An 18,328-nucleotide genomic window follows, 5' to 3' on the forward strand; every position below is an offset into this window, starting at 1 on the left:
GCGGCGTCTAACCTTCGCCGCGCCTCATTCCTCGGGAAGGCGACGCCAGGGCGAATTTTCGTCCGTCCGCCCACCGCTCTGGCGGTCCCGGGAAAAATCCTCGCTGTCGAGTTCGATGGTGCGGCTGTCGCCCTCCCGGCGGAAGCCGCCGGCGCCGAACTGGCTGGTGAACACGACCCGGCGTCCGAACATCTTCCAGAACAGCGCCCGCGCCGGCGGCAGCAGGATCAACACGCCGATAACCGAGGTGATGAAGCCCGGAACGATGAGCAGGATGGCGGCCACGACCGCCATGGCGCTGTTGGCGAGCGGAAGGCCGGGGTCCTTGCCGGCGTCCATGGCCGCGCGCGCCCTGTTCATGGCCCCGAGCCCCTGATGGCGCAGCAAGGCCCCGCCTGCCACGGTGGAAAGCATCACCAGACCGACGGTCGCCAGCGCGCCGATCTGTTTGCCGACCAGAACGAAGCCGGCGATTTCCAGCAGCGGAAGCAGGAGAAAGAAGACGGGGAGGAGGGAAACACGCAAATTTGTAACCGTTTGCTGGTCGTTTACGCCATCGGCGTCATTTGCCTCTGGCACTGGCCCCTACAGATAGGTATGCGTGCCTTTGATTTGAATGATTGTGTCTCGCGTTCTATATGCTTTGATAGGACGACGCCAGACAGGGTGCTGCGCGTTCGGTGCAGCCGCAAAAAGGGATCATTGGCGCGCGCATGGAATTCTTCGACTTCGGCACGATTTTCTTCATGATCGCGGCGGTGGTGATCTTCTTTCAGCTGCGCAACGTTCTTGGCCGCCGCACTGGCAGCGAACGCCCGCCTTTCGATCCCTATTCGGCGCGAAAGCAGGAAAAGCCGGACGCCGGCGATGGCGACAACGTGGTGGCGCTGCCGCGCAAGCGTGGCGAAGCCGCCACCGACGCCTATGCGGCCATCGACGCGGTGGCCAAGCCCGAGACCGATCTGAACAGGGGTCTTCGTGCGATCAAGGATGCGGATGCCAGCTTCGATCCGAAGGGCTTCGTCGAGGGCGCACGCATGGCCTACGAGATGATCGTGATGGCCTATGCCGATGGCGACCGCAAGACTCTCAAGAACCTTCTGTCGCGCGAGGTTTTTGACGGTTTCGTCGCAGCCATCGCCGAACGCGAAGGCCGGGGCGAGAAGATCCAGTCTTCCTTTGTCGGCATCGGCAAGGCCGAGATCGTCTCGGCGGAAATGAAGGGCGGCGAGGCGCATGTCACGCTGCGCATCGTTTCGGAGCTGATTTCCGCCACCCGCGACAAGGAAGGCGACATCATCGACGGCGATCCGGACACGGTGGCCGAGGTGAAGGACGTGTGGACCTTCGCCCGCGACACGCGCTCGCGCGATCCGAACTGGAAGCTGGTCGCTACCGAAGCCGAAGACTGATCGGCTGGACGGTTTCGTCCCGTGCCGTATGACGCCAATCCATTCAGCCGGGCCTGTTTCGGGGACCTCCCCGGCTGGAAATCCGATGACCAGCTTGCGGCCTTCGGGGCTTTCCGGCGTTCGGCCGATCACATATTGAAAAAACCTTACAGAACCGGCGCCCTTGGCGTCCAGGTCGAGGCTTTTGCGCAATCCTGTGAAGAGGCAAGGACTGTTTCGCCGGCAGATCAGAGCGAGGCGCGCGCTTTCTTCGAGCGGCATTTCGTACCTCTTCATGTGAAGCCGGATAACGGCGATCACGGATTTGTGACCGGTTTCTACGAGCCTGAGGTCGAAGCATCGCCAGTCAGGACGGAGCGCTTCACCGTGCCGCTGCTGGCGCGGCCGCGCGATCTCGTGGACATCGATGACGCCAACCGCCCGGCAGGGATGGACGCCTATCTGGCCTTTGCCCGTGAAACGGCGGCCGGACCCGTGGAGTATCACGACCGCGCGGCGATCGAGCGTGGCGCGCTGGCCGGGCGAGGCCTGGAGATCGCATGGCTGGCTGACAAGGTCGACGCCTTCTTCATCCATGTGCAGGGTGCGGCGCGGCTCGCCATGACCGACGGTCGCGGCATCCGCGTCACCTATGCCGCCAAATCCGGGCAGCGTTTCACCGGTCCGGGCGGCGTTCTGGCCGGTCTCGGTGAAATTCCGCTGGCGGACGTCACCATGCAGTCGATCCGTGCATGGTTGCGCCGCAATCCGCACCGTATGGACGAGATCCTGTGGCGGAACCGCTCCTATATTTTTTTCCGGGAAGCGCCGGTGGACGATCCGGCGCTCGGGCCGGTGGCGGCCGCCAAGGTGCCGCTGACGCCTGGCCGCTCCGTCGCAGTCGACCGGCTGCTCCACACCTTTGGCACGCCTTTCTACATTGATGCGCCGACTCTGACCTCTTTCGCCCAAAAGCCTTTCCGGCGGCTGATAATCGCGCAGGATACCGGCTCGGCCATCGTCGGCGCAGCGCGTGCCGACCTGTTCGCGGGATCGGGCCATGCGGCCGGCGAGATCGCCGGCGTTGTGCGTCATCATGCGGATTTCTACGCTCTTGTGCCACGTCAAATTGCAGACCATCTGTCGTCCGTTACGGATCTGGTGAGATGACGCGACGGCCGCAAAGAATACTGAGCGACGAAGACCGGGTTCTGTGGAATCTGGTGGCGCGCACGGCCGTTCCGCTCAAGGGCCGCGCCGCGCCGAAAATGGACCTGGAGGGGCCGGTCGAGATTGCTCCCGCGCCATCCGTCGCGGCTCCGGCTCTCGCCGCTGCGCAACAGCCGGATAAAAAACCATCGCCGCCGCGTCATCTGGACCGTCCCACCCTCGACAAGCTGGCGAAGGGCCGTCTGCCGATCGAGGCGCGCGTCGACCTGCACGGCATGACGCAGGACGAAGCCTATTCGCTGTTGTTTTCGTTTCTGCACCGCGCCCATGCCTCCGGCTTGCGCTACGTTCTGGTGATCACCGGCAAGGGATCGTCCTCGGGCGGCGACGGCGTGCTGCGCCGCTCGGTGCCGGGCTGGCTGGCGACGCCGGCTTTCCGCATGTTCGTGTCCAGCCATGAACATGCCGCCCGCCATCATGGCGGCTCGGGCGCGCTGTATGTGCGCCTGCGCAAGGTGCGGTGAGGAGGCTGCGATGACGCCGCTTGGCGAAAAGATCCGCGAACTGCGGCGCGAACGCGGGGCCAGCCAGAAGGAGATGGCCGAAGCCATCGGGGTGAGCCCGGCCTATCTCTCGGCGCTGGAACACGGGCGGCGCGGCGCGCCGAACTGGTCGCTGATCCAGAAGATCATCGGCTATTTCAACATCATCTGGGACGAAGCGGAGGAATTCCAGCGCATCGCGCAGGCTTCGCATCCGCGTGTCAGGGTTGACACCTCCGGCCTGTCGCCGGCCGCGACCGAACTCGCGAACCTGCTGGCCGAGAACATCGCACGCATGGATGAGGCGGAAATACGCGCCATCACCGCCCGCATCAGGGAAGTCCTGGCGCGCCGCCGGTGAGTTTCAGCGTTTCGGGATCATGCCTCAGGCGTCTCGGACCTGATAGTCCTTCACCGCCGTGAAGCGGATCGCCTTCCAGCGCTCGGCCTCGTAGTTCAGCGAGAACTCGTGGCTTGCGAGGAACACCGGGTCATCGTCGAGATCGCGGGCGATGTCGCCGCGATGCGCTTCCATGAAGCGCGTCAGCTCGGCCTGCTCGTCGGCGTCGATCCAGCGGCAGATGGAAAAGCGCGACACCTCGAAATCGACCGGCAGGCCATATTCCATGTTGAGGCGCTCCTTCAGCACGTCGAGCTGCAGCGCGCCGACAACGCCGACGATGGCCGGCGAACCGTCTTCCGGCGTGAAAAGCTGCACGACGCCTTCTTCCGCCATCTGGTGGAGCGCGTCCTTCAGCTTCTTGGCCTTCATGGCGTCGCCGAGGCGCACGCGGCGCAGGATTTCTGGCGCGAAGTTCGGCACGCCCCGGAACAATATGTCCTCGCCCTCGGTCAGCGTGTCGCCGATGCGCAGCGTGCCATGGTTGGGAATGCCCACCACGTCGCCGGCATAGGCCTCGTCGGCGGTGATGCGCGAGCGGGCGAAGAAGAACTGCGGCGCAGACAGCGACATCGGTTTGCCGGTGCGCACCAGCTTGGCCTTCATGCCGCGTTGCAGGATGCCGGAACACACACGCACGAAGGCGATGCGGTCACGGTGGTTGGGGTCCATGTTCGCCTGAATCTTGAAGACGAAGGAGGTCATCTTGTTCTCCGTCGCCTCCACCGTGCGGGTGTCGGCCTCCTGCGCGCGCGGCGGCGGTCCGTAGGCGCCCAGCGCCTCGATCAGGTCGCGCACGCCGAAATTGCGCAGCGCCGAGCCGAAATAGACGGGCGTCATGTGGCCTTCAAGAAAGGCTTCACGGTCGAACGGGCGACATGCCTCACGCGCAAGTTCCGTTTCCTCGATGAAGGCCGCGCGATCGTTCTCCGGCAGAAGGCCGGCGGCGCGGTTGGAATCCGGCCCGTGAACGGGAGTGCGCTCGGTCTCGGCGTCGCCGCGCCGCACGGCGTTTTCGGCCAGATGATAGGTGCCGGCGAAGGTTTTGCCCTGCCCGATCGGCCAGGTCACCGGCGCGGTGTCGAGCGCCAGCTTCTCCTCGATCTCGTCCAGTATCTCGAAAGTGTCGCGCGCCTCGCGGTCCATCTTGTTAACGAAGGTGATGATGGGAATGTCGCGCAGACGGCAAACCTCGAACAGCTTCAGCGTTCGCGGCTCGATGCCGCGCGCGGCGTCGATCACCATCACGGCGGCGTCGACCGCCGAAAGCGTGCGATAGGTGTCGTCGGCGAAATCCTCGTGGCCCGGCGTATCGAGCAGGTTGAAGACGTTGTCGCCATATTCGAAGGTCATCACCGAGGTGACGACCGAGATGCCGCGTTCACGCTCGATCTTCATCCAGTCCGAGCGGGTCTGGATCTTGTCCTTCTTGGCTTTAACCTCTCCGGCGAGCTGGATCGCGCCGCCGAACAGAAGCAGCTTTTCCGTCAGCGTCGTCTTGCCGGCGTCCGGATGCGCGATGATCGCGAAGGTCCGGCGGCGCTTCACCGCCTCTTGAAGTGTCACTGCCATGTCAGGAATCCCGTCTGGTGGCCGGGCTTCTAGCAATAACGGAGAAGACTGTCGAACATAAATGGTGCGGGTAGACGGCGCATGCGGCACTGGTCTATTCCGAACGCCTGCTGTAAGCGGAACCGCCAGGGCGCGCCGCCGTTGACGCAGCGCCACCGCCGCATCCGCCCGTCCCGTTTTCGATCGGCCCCCATTTTCGATAGGAAAGCTGCCATGTCCTCCCCCTCCGCTTCCGTCATCGGCCCCACCGTCGGTTTCGTGCGCCTGCCGCATGCGGCGGACCTGCCCCTGCCCGCCTATGAAAGCTCCGGCGCCGCCGGCATGGATCTGCGCGCCGCGATCCCGGCGGACCGCTCGATCCTCATCCTGCCCGGCAAGCGGGCGCTGGTGCCGACGGGGCTGATCGTGGAGATTCCGGCGGGCATGGAAGGCCAGATCCGGCCGCGCTCCGGACTTGCGCTGAAGCACGGCATCACCTGCCTGAACACGCCCGGAACCATAGACAGCGACTACCGCGGCGAGGTGCATGTTCTGCTGGTCAATCTCGGCGACGAGGATTTCTCCGTCAGCCGCGGCATGCGTATCGCCCAGATCATCTTCGCCCCGGTCACGCAGGTTCGCACCGAAGAGCGTACGCTGGCCACCGACACGTCTCGCGGCGCCGGCGGCTTCGGTTCGACCGGAACGGCCTGAGCCTGCGGTTTCGTTTGCGAGACCCGGTCGGCGGCGATAGGATCGCCGCGATTTCCACATCCGGAGTTCGGCCATGGACAAGGGCAGGGTCTTTCGCGAGCTTCACGCTTCAACCTTCGTCATCCCCAATCCATGGGATATCGGCACGGCCAGGCTCTTGAAATCGCTGGGCTTCAGGGCTCTCGCCACCACCAGCGCCGGCTTCGCCTTCTCGCGCGGCCTGCCCGATGGCGGGGTCGGTTTCGAGGCGATGATCGCCCATTGCAGGGAGATCGTCGGGGCGACCGACCTGCCCGTTTCGGCCGATCTCGAAAGGGGCAAGGGCGACAGTCCCGAGAGCGCCGCCGAAACCGTCTTCGCGGCGGAGGCGGCCGGTCTGGCCGGTTGCTCGCTGGAGGATTTTTCCGGCGACGAGGGCAAGCCGATCTATGATTTTTCCCATGCGGTGGAGCGGGTGACGGCGGCGGTCGAAGCGGCGCGCGCGCTCAGGCGCGACTTCGTCTTCACCGCGCGGGCCGAAAACTTCCTGCACGGTCGAGCCGATCTCGACGATACGATCCGACGGTTGCAGGCCTTCGAGAAGGCCGGAGCGGATGTGCTCTATGCGCCCGGCCTCACCGACATCGGTCAGGTGCGCACGCTGTGCGCCGCGCTGGGGAAGCCGGTCAATGTCCTGGCGAACCCCGCCTTCACCGTGTCCGCCCTCGCCGATGCCGGGGCGAAGCGTATTTCGCTCGGCTCGAAGCTGACCACATTCGCCTTCGCCGCAGTGGAGAAGGCGGCGAAGGAAATTCTGGACGACGGCGCTTTTACCTTTGCCCGCGAAGCCATGGATTTCGGCCGCCTGCAGGCGCTGTTCGCGGACGCCGGCGATTGAACAGCCTGACCCGCTATGCAAACTCCGCCGGATGCTCTACCACCGGCCGGCCTCTGGCTGCCTGAAGAAATCTGCCCGCATCGGAGAGGAATGAATGCCGGATTACGACGTGTTGTGCATCGGCAACGCCATTGTCGATATCATCGCCCAGAGCGGCGAGGATTTCCTCACCGATAACGGCATCATCAAGGGAGCGATGAATCTCATCGACGCCGAGCGGGCCGAACTGCTCTACGGGCGCATGGGTCCGGCGGTGGAGGCTTCGGGCGGCTCCGCCGGCAACACGGCGGCCGGCATCGCGAGCCTTGGCGGGCGCGCCGCCTTTTTCGGCAAGGTCGCCGACGATCATCTGGGCGGCGTCTATGCGCACGACATCCGCTCCCTCGGCGTCGCCTTCGACACCAAGCCGCTTGCCGGCGCTCCGCCCACGGCGCGCTGCATGATCTTCGTCACGCCGGACGGCGAGCGTTCCATGAACACCTATCTCGGCGCATGCGTGGAGTTCGGCCCGCAGGATGTGGAGCCCGAGAAGATCGCCGCATCGAAGCTCGTCTATTTCGAGGGCTATCTGTGGGATCCGCCGCGCGCCAAGGAAGCGATGCGCGAGGCTGCCCGTCTCGCCCATGAGGCGGGCCGTGAGGTGGCGATGACGCTTTCCGACAGCTTCTGTGTCGATCGCTATCGCGAAGAGTTCCTCGATCTGATGCGCAGCGGCGCCGTCGACATCATCCTCGCCAATGACCACGAGATCAGGGCGCTTTACCAGACGTCGTCTTTCGACGCCGCGCTGGAAGCCTTGCGCAAGGATTGCAGGCTCGCCGCCGTCACCTGCTCTGAAAAGGGCTCGGTGATCATCAGGGGCGACGAAACCGTCAGGATCGATGCCGCTCCGATCCGCGAACTGGTCGACACCACCGGCGCGGGCGATCTTTACGCCGCCGGTTTCCTGTTCGGTTACACGCAGGGGCGCTCGCTGAAGGATTGCGGCAAGCTGGGTTCGCTCGCCGCCGGCCTCGTCATCCAGCAGGTCGGCCCGCGCCCGCGCCAGAACCTGCGCCTCGAAGCCGAACAGGCCGGGTTGCTCTGAAAGCGGTGAGCGAAATCCTGAAGCTGAACGCCTCTCAGCTTCCCAGCTCGATGGAGCGCTTGCGCGCCGCTTCGACGGCTTCGGTCAGCAGGCGCGTCAGCCGCTCCTCGCCCATCAGCACGTCGAGCGCTGCGGCCGTCGTGCCCTTGTAGCTCGTCACCTGCTGGCGCAGCGCACCGGGCTCCTCACCGCTTTCCGCCGCCATTACGGCCGCGCCGTAGACGGTCTGCACCGCAAGCCGCGCCGCCGTTTCGGCAGGCAGGCCGGCGGTTCTGGCGGCGGCGGTCAGCGCCTCGATGAAGTGGAACACATAGCCCGGACCGGAGCCGGACACGGCCGTCACCGCATCCATCAGCTTCTCGTCGCCGATCGACGCCACCTCGCCGCTGGCGGACAGCAGGCCGGCCACGAAATCGCGCGCCTTTTCGCTGACGCGATCATTGGCGAAGACCACCATCATCCCCTTGCCTATGGCGGCCGGGATGTTGGGCATGCAGCGGATGACGGGCGTGTCTTCGCCCAGCAGGCCCTCGAAGGTTGCGACGCTGGAGCCGGCGGCGATGCTGACGAAGGTGGCGGCGCCGTCGCCGAAGCGCGCATAGTCGGCCAGCACTTCGCGTATCACCTGCGGCTTGACCGCGATGACCACGATTTCAGGAGAGATGTCCGCCGGCAGGCCGTCGGCGTCGGACGCCACGGCGCAGCCCAGGGTCGCGGCCCGGTCCCGCAGGTCGTCATTCGGCTCGACCACAACGATTTCATTCGCCGCGATCCGGCCGGCGTTGATCCACCCGGTCAGCATGGCGTGGCCCATATGGCCACAGCCGACGAGAACAAGCCTTGCAGTCATCCCGATCCTCCGAATTGGCCGTTTTCCTTAACCCGGCCAGCCTCGGGTGGGAAGTCGATTGACGCTCAGCCGCCGGACTTCGGCACCAGAAGCGGCACGATGCGCTCGCTGGCGCTGACCTGCGGGCTTTGCACCGAACCGTAGGGAATGCCGAGCGCATCCCAGGTTTCGACCAGCGCGTCGCGCAATTGAAGGATCAGTTCGTCGGAATGAAAGGGCGTCGGCGTGATGCGCAGCCGCTCCGTGCCGCGCGGCACGGTCGGGTAGTTGATGGGCTGGATATAGATGCCATGCACGCCCAGAAGGCGGTCCGTGGCCATTTTGCACAGCTCCGGATCGCCGACCAGAACCGGCACGATATGCGTCACTGACGGCATCACCGGCAGCCCGGCGTCGCCGAGGATCTGCTTGGCGCGCGCCGCCTGCCGCTGCTGGGCGTCGCGCTCTTCCTGCGAGGATTTGAGATGACGGATCGAGGCTGTGGCGGCGGCCGCCAGCGCCGGCGGCAGGGCGGTGGTGAAGATGAAGCCCGGCGCATAGGAGCGCACGGCGTCGATCACGGCGGTCGTGCCGGTGATGTAGCCGCCCAGCGTTCCGAACGCCTTGGCGAGCGTGCCCTCGATCACGTCGATGCGATGGGCCAGCCCTTCGCGTTCGGTGATGCCGCCGCCGCGCGGGCCGTACATGCCCACCGCATGGACCTCGTCGATATAGGTCATGGCGTTGTACTTCTCGGCGAGGTCGGCGATCTCGCCGATCGGCGCGATGTCGCCGTCCATGGAATAGACGCTCTCGAACACGATCAGCTTGGCGCGCTCGCGGCCGGCCTGCTGAAGCAGGCTTTCCAGATGGGCGACGTCATTGTGACGGAAGATGCGTTTTTCCGCACCGGACCGCCGCACGCCCTCGATCATCGAGGCATGGTTGAGCTCGTCCGACAGGATGAGGCAGTTCGGCAGCAGACGCGCGATGGTGGAAATGGCCGCCTCGTTGGAGACGAAGCCGGATGTGAAAACAAGCCCGGCTTCCTTGCGGTGCAGGTCGGCCAGCTCCTTTTCCAGCTCGACCAGCGGATTGCTGGTGCCGGAAATGTTGCGGGTGCCGCCCGCGCCCGAGCCCATGCGGCCGGCGGCGTCCTGGAAGGCGCTGACGACAGCCGGATGCTGGCCCATGCCGAGATAGTCGTTCGAGCACCAGACGGTGATCTCTCGCGTGTCCGCGCCGGTGCGCCACAGCGCGCGCGGGAATTTGCCGACCATGCGCTCCAGATCCGCGAACACGCGGTAGCGGCGTTCGGCGTGCAACTGGTCGATGGCGTCTTCGAAGAACCTTTGATAGTTCATTTCGGGGTCCCGTTGAAGCAATTCCGGAAAACGCGGGAAACGGCTTTCCGGACGGAATTGCGCATGACAATGAGGCAGACAGCCCGCAATTTCAAGGAAAGCGGACTGCTAAGGTTGAAGCGATCATAATGCCGGCGGCCTTTGGCGTCCACGAAAGCCGTTCGGTCAAAATGCCACGCCTGCGGCGGCGGGTGTGGCGAAAGGGGTCGGGGGACATGAAGATACTGGTTCTTGGCGCGGGCGCAGTCGGTACGGCGGCGGCGTATTACCTCGCCCGCGACGGCCACGAGGTGACGGTGATCGAGCGTCATGCCGGGCCGGCCGGTGGAACCAGCTACGCCAATGGCGGGCTGGTGTCGCCCGGCGACGCCACCGCATGGGCTTCGCCGGAAGCGCTGAAGACATTCGTGCGCGGCATTTTCAACCACGACCTCGGCATCAGGGTGCGGCTCGGTCGCGATCCCTATCTGCTTGCCTGGGGGCTGCGTTTCCTGCGTCAGTGCACGCCGGCGCGCAAACGCGCCAACACATTGCCGAAACTTCGGCTGGCGTTTTATTCCCGCGACAGCATCAACGCATTGTCGGAAGAAACAGGCGTCGCCTATGACGACCGGCGCAAGGGCATCCTCTACCTCTTTCGCAGCCGGGAAAGCCTCGACGCGGCGGCGGGAAACTATCGCTTCCTTGCCGATCACGGCCTGCCGATCGAGATCGTCGACGCGGAGCGGATGGCGCAGATCGATCCGGGGCTCGCCGCCGCGCGGCGGCATTTTGCCGGGGCCGTCTATTCGCCGACCGACCAGACCGGCGATTCGCGCCTGTTCGCGACCCGGCTGTCGGCCTACGCCGCCGAAAAGCTCGGTGTGGATTTCCGTTTCAACACCACTGTCGAAGGGCTCGACATAGACGGCGACATCGTGCGGGCCGTGCGTACGGATGCGGGGCCGTTCACCGCCGACTGCGTCGTTCTCGCCATGGGGCCGGAGAGCGGGGTGCTCGGCCGCCGTCACGGGCTCGACCTGCCGATATGTCCGGTGAAGGGCTATGCGGCGACTATCCCGCTGGAGGACGAGGCGCTGGGGCCGACCATGGGCGGCGCCGACGAGGATCGCTATGTCGCCTATTCGCGCCTCGGCAACCGGCTGCGGCTTTCCTGCACGGCTGAGTTCACCGGCTTCGACCGCTCGTTCGGACCGGAGAATTTCGCCGCCATGTTCCGCACCGCGCATGAGCTTTTCCCTGGCGCCTTCGATGAAGCGAAAGCCGAACTGTGGGCAGGCTTGCGACCGATGACGCCGGGATCGGCGCCGGTGCTCGGCCGTGCGCGATATCGCAACCTTTACCTCGACACCGGCCATGGCCACCTTGGCTGGACCCTTGCGGCGGGCTCCGGCCGGTTGCTGGCCGACCTCATCGCCGGACGCTCGCCCGAGATCGACACCGACGGCCTGCTCTACCGCAATTGACCGTTCCGGGTCCGATTTGGGTTGACGGGCGTGCCCATCTGGTCATGTTACGGCGGTTTCGAAATCCGCCGTATCAGGAGGCAACATGGCTGGCGAAGCGCTTGTCGTCATCGACCTGCAGAACGATTTCTGCCCCGGCGGGGCGCTGGCCGTCGCCGGTGGCGACGAGATCGTGCCGCTGGTCAACGATCTCATTCGCGGCAGCGAGCACGTCATCATGACGCAGGACTGGCATCCGGCCGGTCATTCCAGTTTCGCCTCCAGCCATCCGGGGCGTGAATCTTACCAGTCCCTCGCCATGCCCTATGGAGAGCAGACGTTGTGGCCGGATCACTGCATCCAGGGCAGCCGTGGCGCGGATTTCCACACCGGCCTCGCCTGGACCCGGGCGGAACTGGTCATCCGCAAGGGTTTTCGCCCGGCGATCGACAGCTATTCCGCTTTCTTCGAGAATGACCACACCACGCCGACCGGTCTTGCCGGCTATCTGCGCGAGCGCGGCATCGGCTCGATCACGCTTGTCGGCCTCGCCACGGATTTCTGCGTGGCCTATTCGGCGCTCGATGCGGTGAAGCTCGGTTTCTCCGTCACGGTGCGGCTCGACGCTTGCCGCGGCATCGACCTTGGCGGATCGCTCGACTCCATGACCGCCAGGATGCGCGAAGCCGGCGTAACGCTTCGCTGACACCGGAAACAATCACATACCGAAGGGGGAAACCGGTGAAAGCTGCAGCATTGCGAATAGTCGTCCTGACGCTGGCCGGGATCGCGGGCGCTCCGGCGCTCGCCGCCGAAGCGCTGCCGGGCGAAGCCATGTCGCTGTGGTGGGCGCTGCCTTTCGCCGGCCTGCTGCTATGCATCGCCACCGGCCCTCTGCTTTTCCACCACTTCTGGGAGCATCACTACGGCAAGATCGCCGCTCTATGGGCCGCGCTGGTGGTCGTGCCGCTGGCCCTGTTCTACGGCGTTCCGGCCGCCAGCGAGGCGGTGCTGCACGCCATGCTTCTGGAATACATGTCGTTCATCATCCTCCTGTTCGCGCTGTTCACCATAGCGGGGGGCATTCTGGTTTCGGGCAACATACACGGCACGCCGCTGTTCAATTCCGGCCTGCTGCTGATCGGCGCCATCCTCGCCTCGGTGGTCGGCACCACCGGCGCGTCGATGATCCTGATACGTCCCATTATCCGCGCCAATGACAATCGGCCCTTCAACGCCCATGTCGTGGTGTTCTTCATCTTCCTCGTGTCGAATATCGGCGGGTCGCTGACCCCGCTGGGCGATCCGCCGCTGTTCGTCGGCTTCCTGCGCGGCGTCGACTTCTTCTGGACCACCGTGCATCTGCTGCCCGACACGCTGTTCGTCGGCGGACTGGTGCTTGCCATCTTCTTCGTGCTGGACACCATTCTGCACCGGCGCGAGGGCGGCATGGAGAAAATCAAGGACCCGACGCCGGATTCGAAAGTGCGTATCCTCGGCCTCGTCAACATTCCGCTGCTGGCGGGCGTCATCGGCGCAATCCTGATGTCCGCGGCGTGGAAGCCGGGCGTCGAATTCACCATACAGGGCGTGCATGTCGAACTGCAGAACCTCGTGCGCGACGTCGTCATCCTCGCGCTGGCTTTCGTCTCTCTGGCCGTTTCGCCCAAGAAATACCGTTCCGCCAACGGCTTCAACTGGGGGCCGATCCTTGAGGTGGCGAAACTGTTCGCGGCCATCTTCGTCTGCATCGTGCCGGTGGTGGCGATCCTGCGCGCCGGTATGGATGGCGCGCTCGCGCCGCTCGTCTCGCTGGTGACGACGGCTTCCGGCCAGCCCAACGACATGGCCTATTTCTGGATGACCGGCCTCCTGTCGTCTTTCCTCGACAATGCGCCGACTTATCTGGTGTTCTTCGAACTGGCCGGCGGCGATCCGCAGGAACTGATGACCAGCTTCGCCACCACGCTGGCGGCGATCTCGGCCGGCGCGGTGTTCATGGGCGCAAACACCTATATCGGCAACGCGCCGAACTTCATGGTCTACGCCATCGCGCGCAGCCAGGGCATCCGCATGCCGAGCTTCTTCGGCTACATGCTGTGGTCCGGCGTGGTGCTACTGCCGATCTTCGTTCTGTCGAGCTTCATCTTCTTCGGCTGACGGATAGAGCATCGGACCGAAAAGTGTACGCGGTTTTCGGATTATCCCGATGCTATTCAAAGCGTCAGCCGATGCCCACATAGCGCCGGAAGGCGGACGGGTCCGCCTTCAGCTCCGCGTTCGTCACCGTCTGGCGGCTGCGGCCGTTCTCGATGAAGGTTACGCGGTCGGCCAGCGCCAACACGGCTTCCGCACGTTGCTCCACCAGTATGGTGGAGACGCCGCGCTCGCGCAGCGCCAGCACCGTTTCGCGGATCTTCTGTATCATCGACGGCATCAGGCCTTCGGTCGGCTCGTCGAGCAGAAGGATTTCCGGTTCGAGGCAGAGCGCGCGGGCCATGGCCAGCATCTGCTGCTCGCCGCCGGACAGCGTGCCGGATTGCTGTTTCAGCCGTTCGCGCAGCAGCGGAAAGAGGCCAAGCACGCTTTCCAGCGTTTTCGCGCCCTTGCCCCGCGCATTGAGGCCGATCTCCAGATTTTCCCGCACCGTCATTTCGGCGAACAGGCGACGGCCCTGCGGCACATAGCCGACGCCCTGCTTCGGCGTCTCATGCGCGGCTAGGCCGGTCAGCTCGACGTCGCCCATGCGGATGGAGCCGGCGCGGGCCTTGACCAGTCCCATGATCGCCTTGAGCGTCGTGGACTTGCCGGCCCCGTTGCGCCCCATCAGGCACAGGACCTCGCCCTTGCGCAGCGCAAGCTCCAGCCCATACAGCACCTGCACCTCGCCATAGAAGCAGTCGAGCCCGGAGATGGTGAGCAGGTCGCTCATGCGCCGCCTCCCAGATAGGCGCGCTGCACGGCCGCGTCTGCACGGATCGCTTCCGGCGCGCCTTCGGCCAGAACCCTGCCCGCCTCCAGAACGGTGATGCGGTGGGCAAGCTGCATGACCACATCCATGTTGTGCTCGATCAGCAGCACCGTGGCGCTGGCGGCGATCTCGCGCACCAGCGCGATGAAGCTTTCGATCTCGCTGTCGCCCAGCCCCTGCGTCGGCTCGTCCAGCATCATAAGGCGGGGCTTCAGCGCAAGGCCCATCGCCACTTCCAGCAAGCGCTGGTGGCCGTAGGCGAGTTGGCCGGCCGTCGCGGAAGCGCGATCCGCCAGCCCGACCCGTTCCAGCGCCTCCATAACGCCGGCGCGCAGCCGGCCCTGCGCGCGGCCATCGGCCAGCGTGCGCTGCATGGCGAGCGCGACATTGTCGAAGACGCTGAGGTTGGCGTAGACGCTGGTGATCTGGAACGTATAGGCGATGCCGAGGCGCACGCGCCGATGCGCGGGCAAGGTCGTAATGTCTGCGCCGTCGAAGATGATGGCGCCGGCGGACGGCGCGATGCGGCCGCAGACGAGGCTGACGAAGGTGGTCTTGCCCGCGCCGTTGGGTCCGATGATGGCGCGGATTTCGCCCGGCATCACCGAAAAATCGACATGATCGACCGCCCGCAATCCGCCGAAATTGCGGGAGAGCCCCCGGGTTTCCAGCAGAGGCGTCATGGCAGCCACCGCGCCCAGTGCTCGCGAACCGTGCCGATCAGCCCCTTCCGGAAGAACAGCACCAGCAAAATGAGCGCCGCGCCCACCACCAGCATGTAGGCGGAGGTGTAGCCGCTGGCGATGTCGACCACGTAGTACATGAAGACGGCGCCGACCAGCGGTCCGAGCGTGGTTGCGGCCCCGCCGAGCAGCACCCAAAGCAGCGGCAGGATCGAATATTGCACGGAGGCGAAGTTCGCGCCGACATAGCCGAACAAAAGCGCGTAGGCGGCCCCGGCGGCGGCGCAGATGACGCCCGACCCCACCAGCGCCGCCAGCCGGTTGGCGAAGGTGTCGTAGCCCAGCATGCGGGTGCGTTCCTCGTTTTCGCGTATGGCGACCAGCACGCGGCCGAAGCCGGAGCGCACGGTTGCAAGCATGGCGAAAAGCACCACGGTGAACAGGGCGAGCGCCACCAGATAGCGCGTCGTGGGATCGGTGAGGTCGAGCGCGCCGAGCCCGGTCTCGACGCGGCGCTGCTGCGGCCGCAGCACCAGCCCCTGATCGCCGCCGGTGAAGGCGGAGAAATGGAGGATGGCGAGCTGGAACGCCTGTGAAAACATCAGCGTCACGATCATGAAGGCGACGCCGGTGGTGCGCAGCGCCAGCAGGCCGACTGCGAGCGCCAGCACGGCCCCGCAGGCAAGGGCCGCAAGGAAGGCCGAAGCCACGCCGAGACCGAGATGATGGATGCCGAGCCCCGCGCCATAAAGGCCGGCGGCGAAGAACATGGCATGGCCGAGCGACAACAGCCCGCCATAGCCGAAGGTGAGGTTGTAGCCCATGGCGAAGGTGGCGAGCACGAGGATGCGCGCCATCAGCCCGTGATGATAGGCCGGCAGCAGGAAATTCAGCGCCAGAAGCGCTGCTATCACCGCTATGTGGAGCGCGTAGACCCTGGCGTTCGCCGTCATCACATCGCCTTGCCGAACAGGCCCTGCGGGCGGAACACCAGCACCATGGCGACCGCCAGCGTGGCGATCAGCTTGGCGAGCGTGGGAGAGAAGAACATCGAGATCACCCCGTCGGAGACGCCGATGAGAAGCGCCGCGACGACCGTGCCGCGCAACGAACCCAGCCCGCCGATGATGACCACGGCGAAGGAAAGCAGCAGCGGGTCCTGTCCCATCAGGTAATGCGCCTGGGTGATTGGCACGATCAGCACCGCCGCGATCGCCGCCAGCATCGCCCCGATGGCGAAGACCGCCGCATAAACGCGCTCCACCGGAATGCCGAAGGCCTGCGCGGTCTCGCGGTCATACTGGGTGGCGCGCATGATCAGGCCGGCGCGGGTGCGCGTCAGCACCAGCCATGCGACAGCCAGCAGCAGGGCCGAGGCCCCGATGACCGACAGCTTGTAGGCCGAGTAGCCGAACCATGGCAGCGCGATGCGCATGTTGTAAGGCGGCGGCACTGGCCGCGCGTCCGCGCCATAGAAGGTGAGCGCAAGCTGCTGGATGATATAGAGCAGGCCGATGGTGGCGACGATGGTCGCTTCCGGGTCATAGTCCACCCGGCGCAGCACCAGCCGCTCGGCCAGCACCGCCACCGCGCCGACGATCAGCGGCGCGATGACGAGAGCGGCGGCGAAGCCGAGCGCCGGACTGCCGCCGACCGCCGTGGTGACGGCCCATGCCAGCACCGCGCCCAGCATGAACAGCTCGCCATGCGCCACGTTGACCACGCGCATGACCCCGAACACCAGCGACAGGCCGAGCGCCGTCAGGGCCAGCACCGCGGAGGTGACCAGCCCTTCCAGAACAGCCAGCAGCAGGTGCGGTCCGAAGCCCATGCCGCGCTATCCGTCAGCGCCGCTTCGAGGCATCAGAAAGGCTGCGTGGTGTAGTCGGCTTCCGGCTCGTAGCGGCTGTCCTCGATGGCGGTCTTGTGCACCACGTCGAGGCGTCCGCCTTCCAGCTTCGAGATGTACTGGTGGCCGAAGACCTGGTGGATCTTGCCGTCGAACACCTTGTCGCCCTGCGGATGCTCCGGCCCTTCCGCGAGTGCGGTGATCGCTTCCGTCGCCTCGACCAGCTTGGCCCGGTCTTCGGGCCCGCGATAGCCGCTGGCCTCCATCGCCTGCTTGATGACGTAGAGGGTCTCCCAGCAGCCGAACATGTGGCCGGCGGTCGAAATATCGCGCGGATCGGTTACGGAAGCGCCGTTGTCGTCGATGCCGACGGCGGCGCGGTAGGCCTTCATGGCGTCAGTGTCATCGGCCTGCGCATAGCGGGGCGAGCCTTCCCAGAAATGGCTGCCGTCCAGATATTCGAGGCCGGGGCTGTTGATGTCGACCGCCTCAAGCGAATCGATGAAGCCGAACAGCTTCGGTCCGCTGGAGCCGTAGAACTCGCCGAGTTCCTTGACGAAGGTGAGCACGGCGGGGCCGACCATGACGTGATAGAGCACGTCGGTGCTGGAAGGGATCTGCGGGAAATATTTGGTGAACGAGCTTTCCGTCGGCGGGATGGCGATCTTCGCCACCACCTCCGCGCCCGCCTTCTCCAGCGCCGGCGGCAGGTAGTCGCGGTGGTCGTAGCCGAACGCGTAGTCCGGATAGATCATGGTGACCTTCTTGCCGGCGTTGGCCGCGATCCATGGGGCCATGGAGGTGACCTGCGCGCGTACGTCGGTGATGCCGGGTTGCAGGCACCAGCGGTTGAGCTGGCCGGAGGCCACATGGTAGCCTTCGCTCACCACGTAGTAGGGAATTTTCAACTCCCCGGCGGCCGGGGCCGAGCCGATCACCACATGCGAGAACAGCGTGCCGTAGACGATGTCGGTCTTGTGCTGGTTGGCGAACTTGGCCACCACTTCCGCGCCACGGCCGGCGTCGGTCCCGTCGTCCTCGATGACGATCTCGACCGGACGTCCGTTGATGCCGCCAGCCTCGTTGATGAGTTTGACGGCGGCGGCGGTGGTGCGCTCGTACCAGCGGCCATAGGCTGCGCCGATGCCGGTGCGATGGCACTGGAAGCCGATGCGGATCGGGGCGGAGCTCTGCGCCTGTGCATAGCGCACGAAGCCCGGCGCAGCTATCAGGCCGCCCGCGGCGGCCATGCCCTTGAGGGCGGTGCGGCGGCTGAGCGGGGCCGGTCCGGCTGCGGAAATCGTTTTCCGATCAGTCATGGGAGAACTTCCTGTTCTGGCGTAGTGGCGGAGGAGCGAGAAATGTGGGGGCATGCTCGCGGCGTCGGAATTTTAGGCGCGCAAGCTAAATCATCAAAGCCTGCATGTTGCAAGACAAGGTTTACGCAAGGGAATA

Annotated in this window: 19 protein-coding genes; 10 read left to right on the forward strand and 9 right to left on the reverse strand. The window is 65.4% G+C overall.

Features of this window, described 5'->3' with window-relative positions; all coding sequences use genetic code 11:
• Positions 1-24: 24 nt before the first annotated feature.
• Positions 25-525, reverse strand: a complete 501-nt coding sequence (locus tag ABID44_RS12110; protein WP_354151961.1) for an FxsA family protein — start codon at positions 523-525, stop codon at positions 25-27.
• Positions 526-713: 188 nt separating this feature from the next.
• Between ABID44_RS12110 and ABID44_RS12115 the strand changes: the two genes are divergently transcribed.
• From ABID44_RS12115 to ABID44_RS12130, 4 genes are read left to right on the forward strand one after another with little or no spacing between them, the layout of a single operon-like run.
• Positions 714-1,412 (forward strand): Tim44/TimA family putative adaptor protein, encoded by a 699-nt coding sequence (locus ABID44_RS12115; protein ID WP_354151962.1) that lies wholly within the window; start codon positions 714-716, stop codon positions 1,410-1,412.
• A 21-nt stretch (positions 1,413-1,433) separates the two neighbouring features.
• A complete protein-coding gene (gene mltA / locus ABID44_RS12120; RefSeq protein ID WP_354151963.1) occupies positions 1,434-2,561 on the forward strand; it encodes a murein transglycosylase A in 1,128 nt (375 codons plus the stop codon).
• A complete protein-coding gene (locus tag ABID44_RS12125) occupies positions 2,558-3,085 on the forward strand; it encodes a Smr/MutS family protein (protein WP_354151964.1) in 528 nt (175 codons plus the stop codon). Before mltA ends, ABID44_RS12125 begins: the two co-directional genes overlap by 4 nt.
• A gap of 10 nt (positions 3,086-3,095) precedes the next feature.
• Positions 3,096-3,464, forward strand: coding sequence for a helix-turn-helix domain-containing protein (locus tag ABID44_RS12130; protein ID WP_354151965.1), 369 nt, complete (start codon positions 3,096-3,098; stop codon positions 3,462-3,464).
• Positions 3,465-3,488: 24 nt separating this feature from the next.
• Here the strand turns inward: ABID44_RS12130 and ABID44_RS12135 are convergent, their stop codons facing one another.
• Positions 3,489-5,075 (reverse strand): peptide chain release factor 3, encoded by a 1,587-nt coding sequence (locus tag ABID44_RS12135; RefSeq protein WP_354151966.1) that lies wholly within the window; start codon positions 5,073-5,075, stop codon positions 3,489-3,491.
• A gap of 213 nt (positions 5,076-5,288) precedes the next feature.
• Here ABID44_RS12135 and dut point away from each other — a divergent pair, with 213 nt between their 5' ends.
• The 3 genes from dut (at position 5,289) to ABID44_RS12150 (ending at position 7,732) form a co-directional block, all read left to right on the forward strand.
• The gene (dut, locus tag ABID44_RS12140) at positions 5,289-5,768 is read left to right on the forward strand and encodes a dUTP diphosphatase (RefSeq protein WP_354151967.1); all 480 of its coding nucleotides are present in this window, start codon (positions 5,289-5,291) and stop codon (positions 5,766-5,768) included.
• A 73-nt stretch (positions 5,769-5,841) separates the two neighbouring features.
• On the forward strand, positions 5,842-6,645 hold the full coding sequence (locus ABID44_RS12145; protein ID WP_354151968.1) for an isocitrate lyase/PEP mutase family protein: 804 nt from the start codon (positions 5,842-5,844) through the stop codon (positions 6,643-6,645).
• Between the two features lie 94 nt (positions 6,646-6,739).
• Positions 6,740-7,732, forward strand: coding sequence for an adenosine kinase (locus tag ABID44_RS12150; RefSeq protein WP_354151969.1), 993 nt, complete (start codon positions 6,740-6,742; stop codon positions 7,730-7,732).
• Between the two features lie 34 nt (positions 7,733-7,766).
• Here the strand turns inward: ABID44_RS12150 and proC are convergent, their stop codons facing one another.
• Together proC and hemA are read right to left on the reverse strand one after the other, a co-directional pair.
• Complete coding sequence (proC, locus tag ABID44_RS12155; protein WP_354151970.1) at positions 7,767-8,582, reverse strand: pyrroline-5-carboxylate reductase; 816 nt, start codon at positions 8,580-8,582, stop codon at positions 7,767-7,769.
• A gap of 65 nt (positions 8,583-8,647) precedes the next feature.
• Positions 8,648-9,925, reverse strand: a complete 1,278-nt coding sequence (gene hemA / locus ABID44_RS12160; protein ID WP_354151971.1) for a 5-aminolevulinate synthase — start codon at positions 9,923-9,925, stop codon at positions 8,648-8,650.
• Positions 9,926-10,140: 215 nt separating this feature from the next.
• On the opposite strand from hemA, the gene ABID44_RS12165 reads away from it, so the two are divergent.
• From ABID44_RS12165 to ABID44_RS12175, 3 genes are all read left to right on the forward strand, one after another.
• Positions 10,141-11,391, forward strand: coding sequence for a D-amino acid dehydrogenase (locus ABID44_RS12165; RefSeq protein WP_354151972.1), 1,251 nt, complete (start codon positions 10,141-10,143; stop codon positions 11,389-11,391).
• Between the two features lie 85 nt (positions 11,392-11,476).
• Positions 11,477-12,076 carry a bifunctional nicotinamidase/pyrazinamidase gene (pncA, locus tag ABID44_RS12170; protein WP_354151973.1) on the forward strand — a complete coding sequence of 200 codons (600 nt, stop codon included), beginning with the start codon at positions 11,477-11,479 and terminating at the stop codon, positions 12,074-12,076.
• Positions 12,077-12,111: 35 nt separating this feature from the next.
• Positions 12,112-13,530 carry a sodium:proton antiporter gene (locus ABID44_RS12175; protein WP_354151974.1) on the forward strand — a complete coding sequence of 473 codons (1,419 nt, stop codon included), beginning with the start codon at positions 12,112-12,114 and terminating at the stop codon, positions 13,528-13,530.
• A gap of 64 nt (positions 13,531-13,594) precedes the next feature.
• On the opposite strand, the gene ABID44_RS12180 is transcribed toward ABID44_RS12175, so the two are convergent.
• The 5 genes from ABID44_RS12180 to ABID44_RS12200 are packed head-to-tail and all read right to left on the reverse strand — an operon-like array spanning position 13,595 to position 18,192.
• Complete coding sequence (locus ABID44_RS12180; protein ID WP_354151975.1) at positions 13,595-14,302, reverse strand: ABC transporter ATP-binding protein; 708 nt, start codon at positions 14,300-14,302, stop codon at positions 13,595-13,597.
• Entirely contained in the window at positions 14,299-15,024 is a 726-nt protein-coding gene (locus ABID44_RS12185; RefSeq protein ID WP_354151976.1) for an ABC transporter ATP-binding protein, read from the reverse strand. The genes ABID44_RS12180 and ABID44_RS12185 overlap by 4 nt, the downstream gene beginning before the upstream one ends.
• Positions 15,021-15,977: a branched-chain amino acid ABC transporter permease gene (locus ABID44_RS12190; RefSeq protein ID WP_354151977.1), complete on the reverse strand. Its 957-nt coding sequence runs from the start codon at positions 15,975-15,977 to the stop codon at positions 15,021-15,023. Before ABID44_RS12190 ends, ABID44_RS12185 begins: the two co-directional genes overlap by 4 nt.
• Positions 15,977-16,855 carry a branched-chain amino acid ABC transporter permease gene (locus ABID44_RS12195; protein WP_354151978.1) on the reverse strand — a complete coding sequence of 293 codons (879 nt, stop codon included), beginning with the start codon at positions 16,853-16,855 and terminating at the stop codon, positions 15,977-15,979. The genes ABID44_RS12190 and ABID44_RS12195 overlap by 1 nt, the downstream gene beginning before the upstream one ends.
• A 32-nt stretch (positions 16,856-16,887) precedes the next feature.
• Entirely contained in the window at positions 16,888-18,192 is a 1,305-nt protein-coding gene (locus ABID44_RS12200; RefSeq protein ID WP_354151979.1) for an ABC transporter substrate-binding protein, read from the reverse strand.
• Positions 18,193-18,328 lie beyond the last annotated feature (136 nt).

Origin of the sequence: Aquamicrobium ahrensii (assembly GCF_040545755.1) — a bacterium.
GTDB lineage: Bacteria > Pseudomonadota > Alphaproteobacteria > Rhizobiales > Rhizobiaceae > Mesorhizobium > Mesorhizobium ahrensii.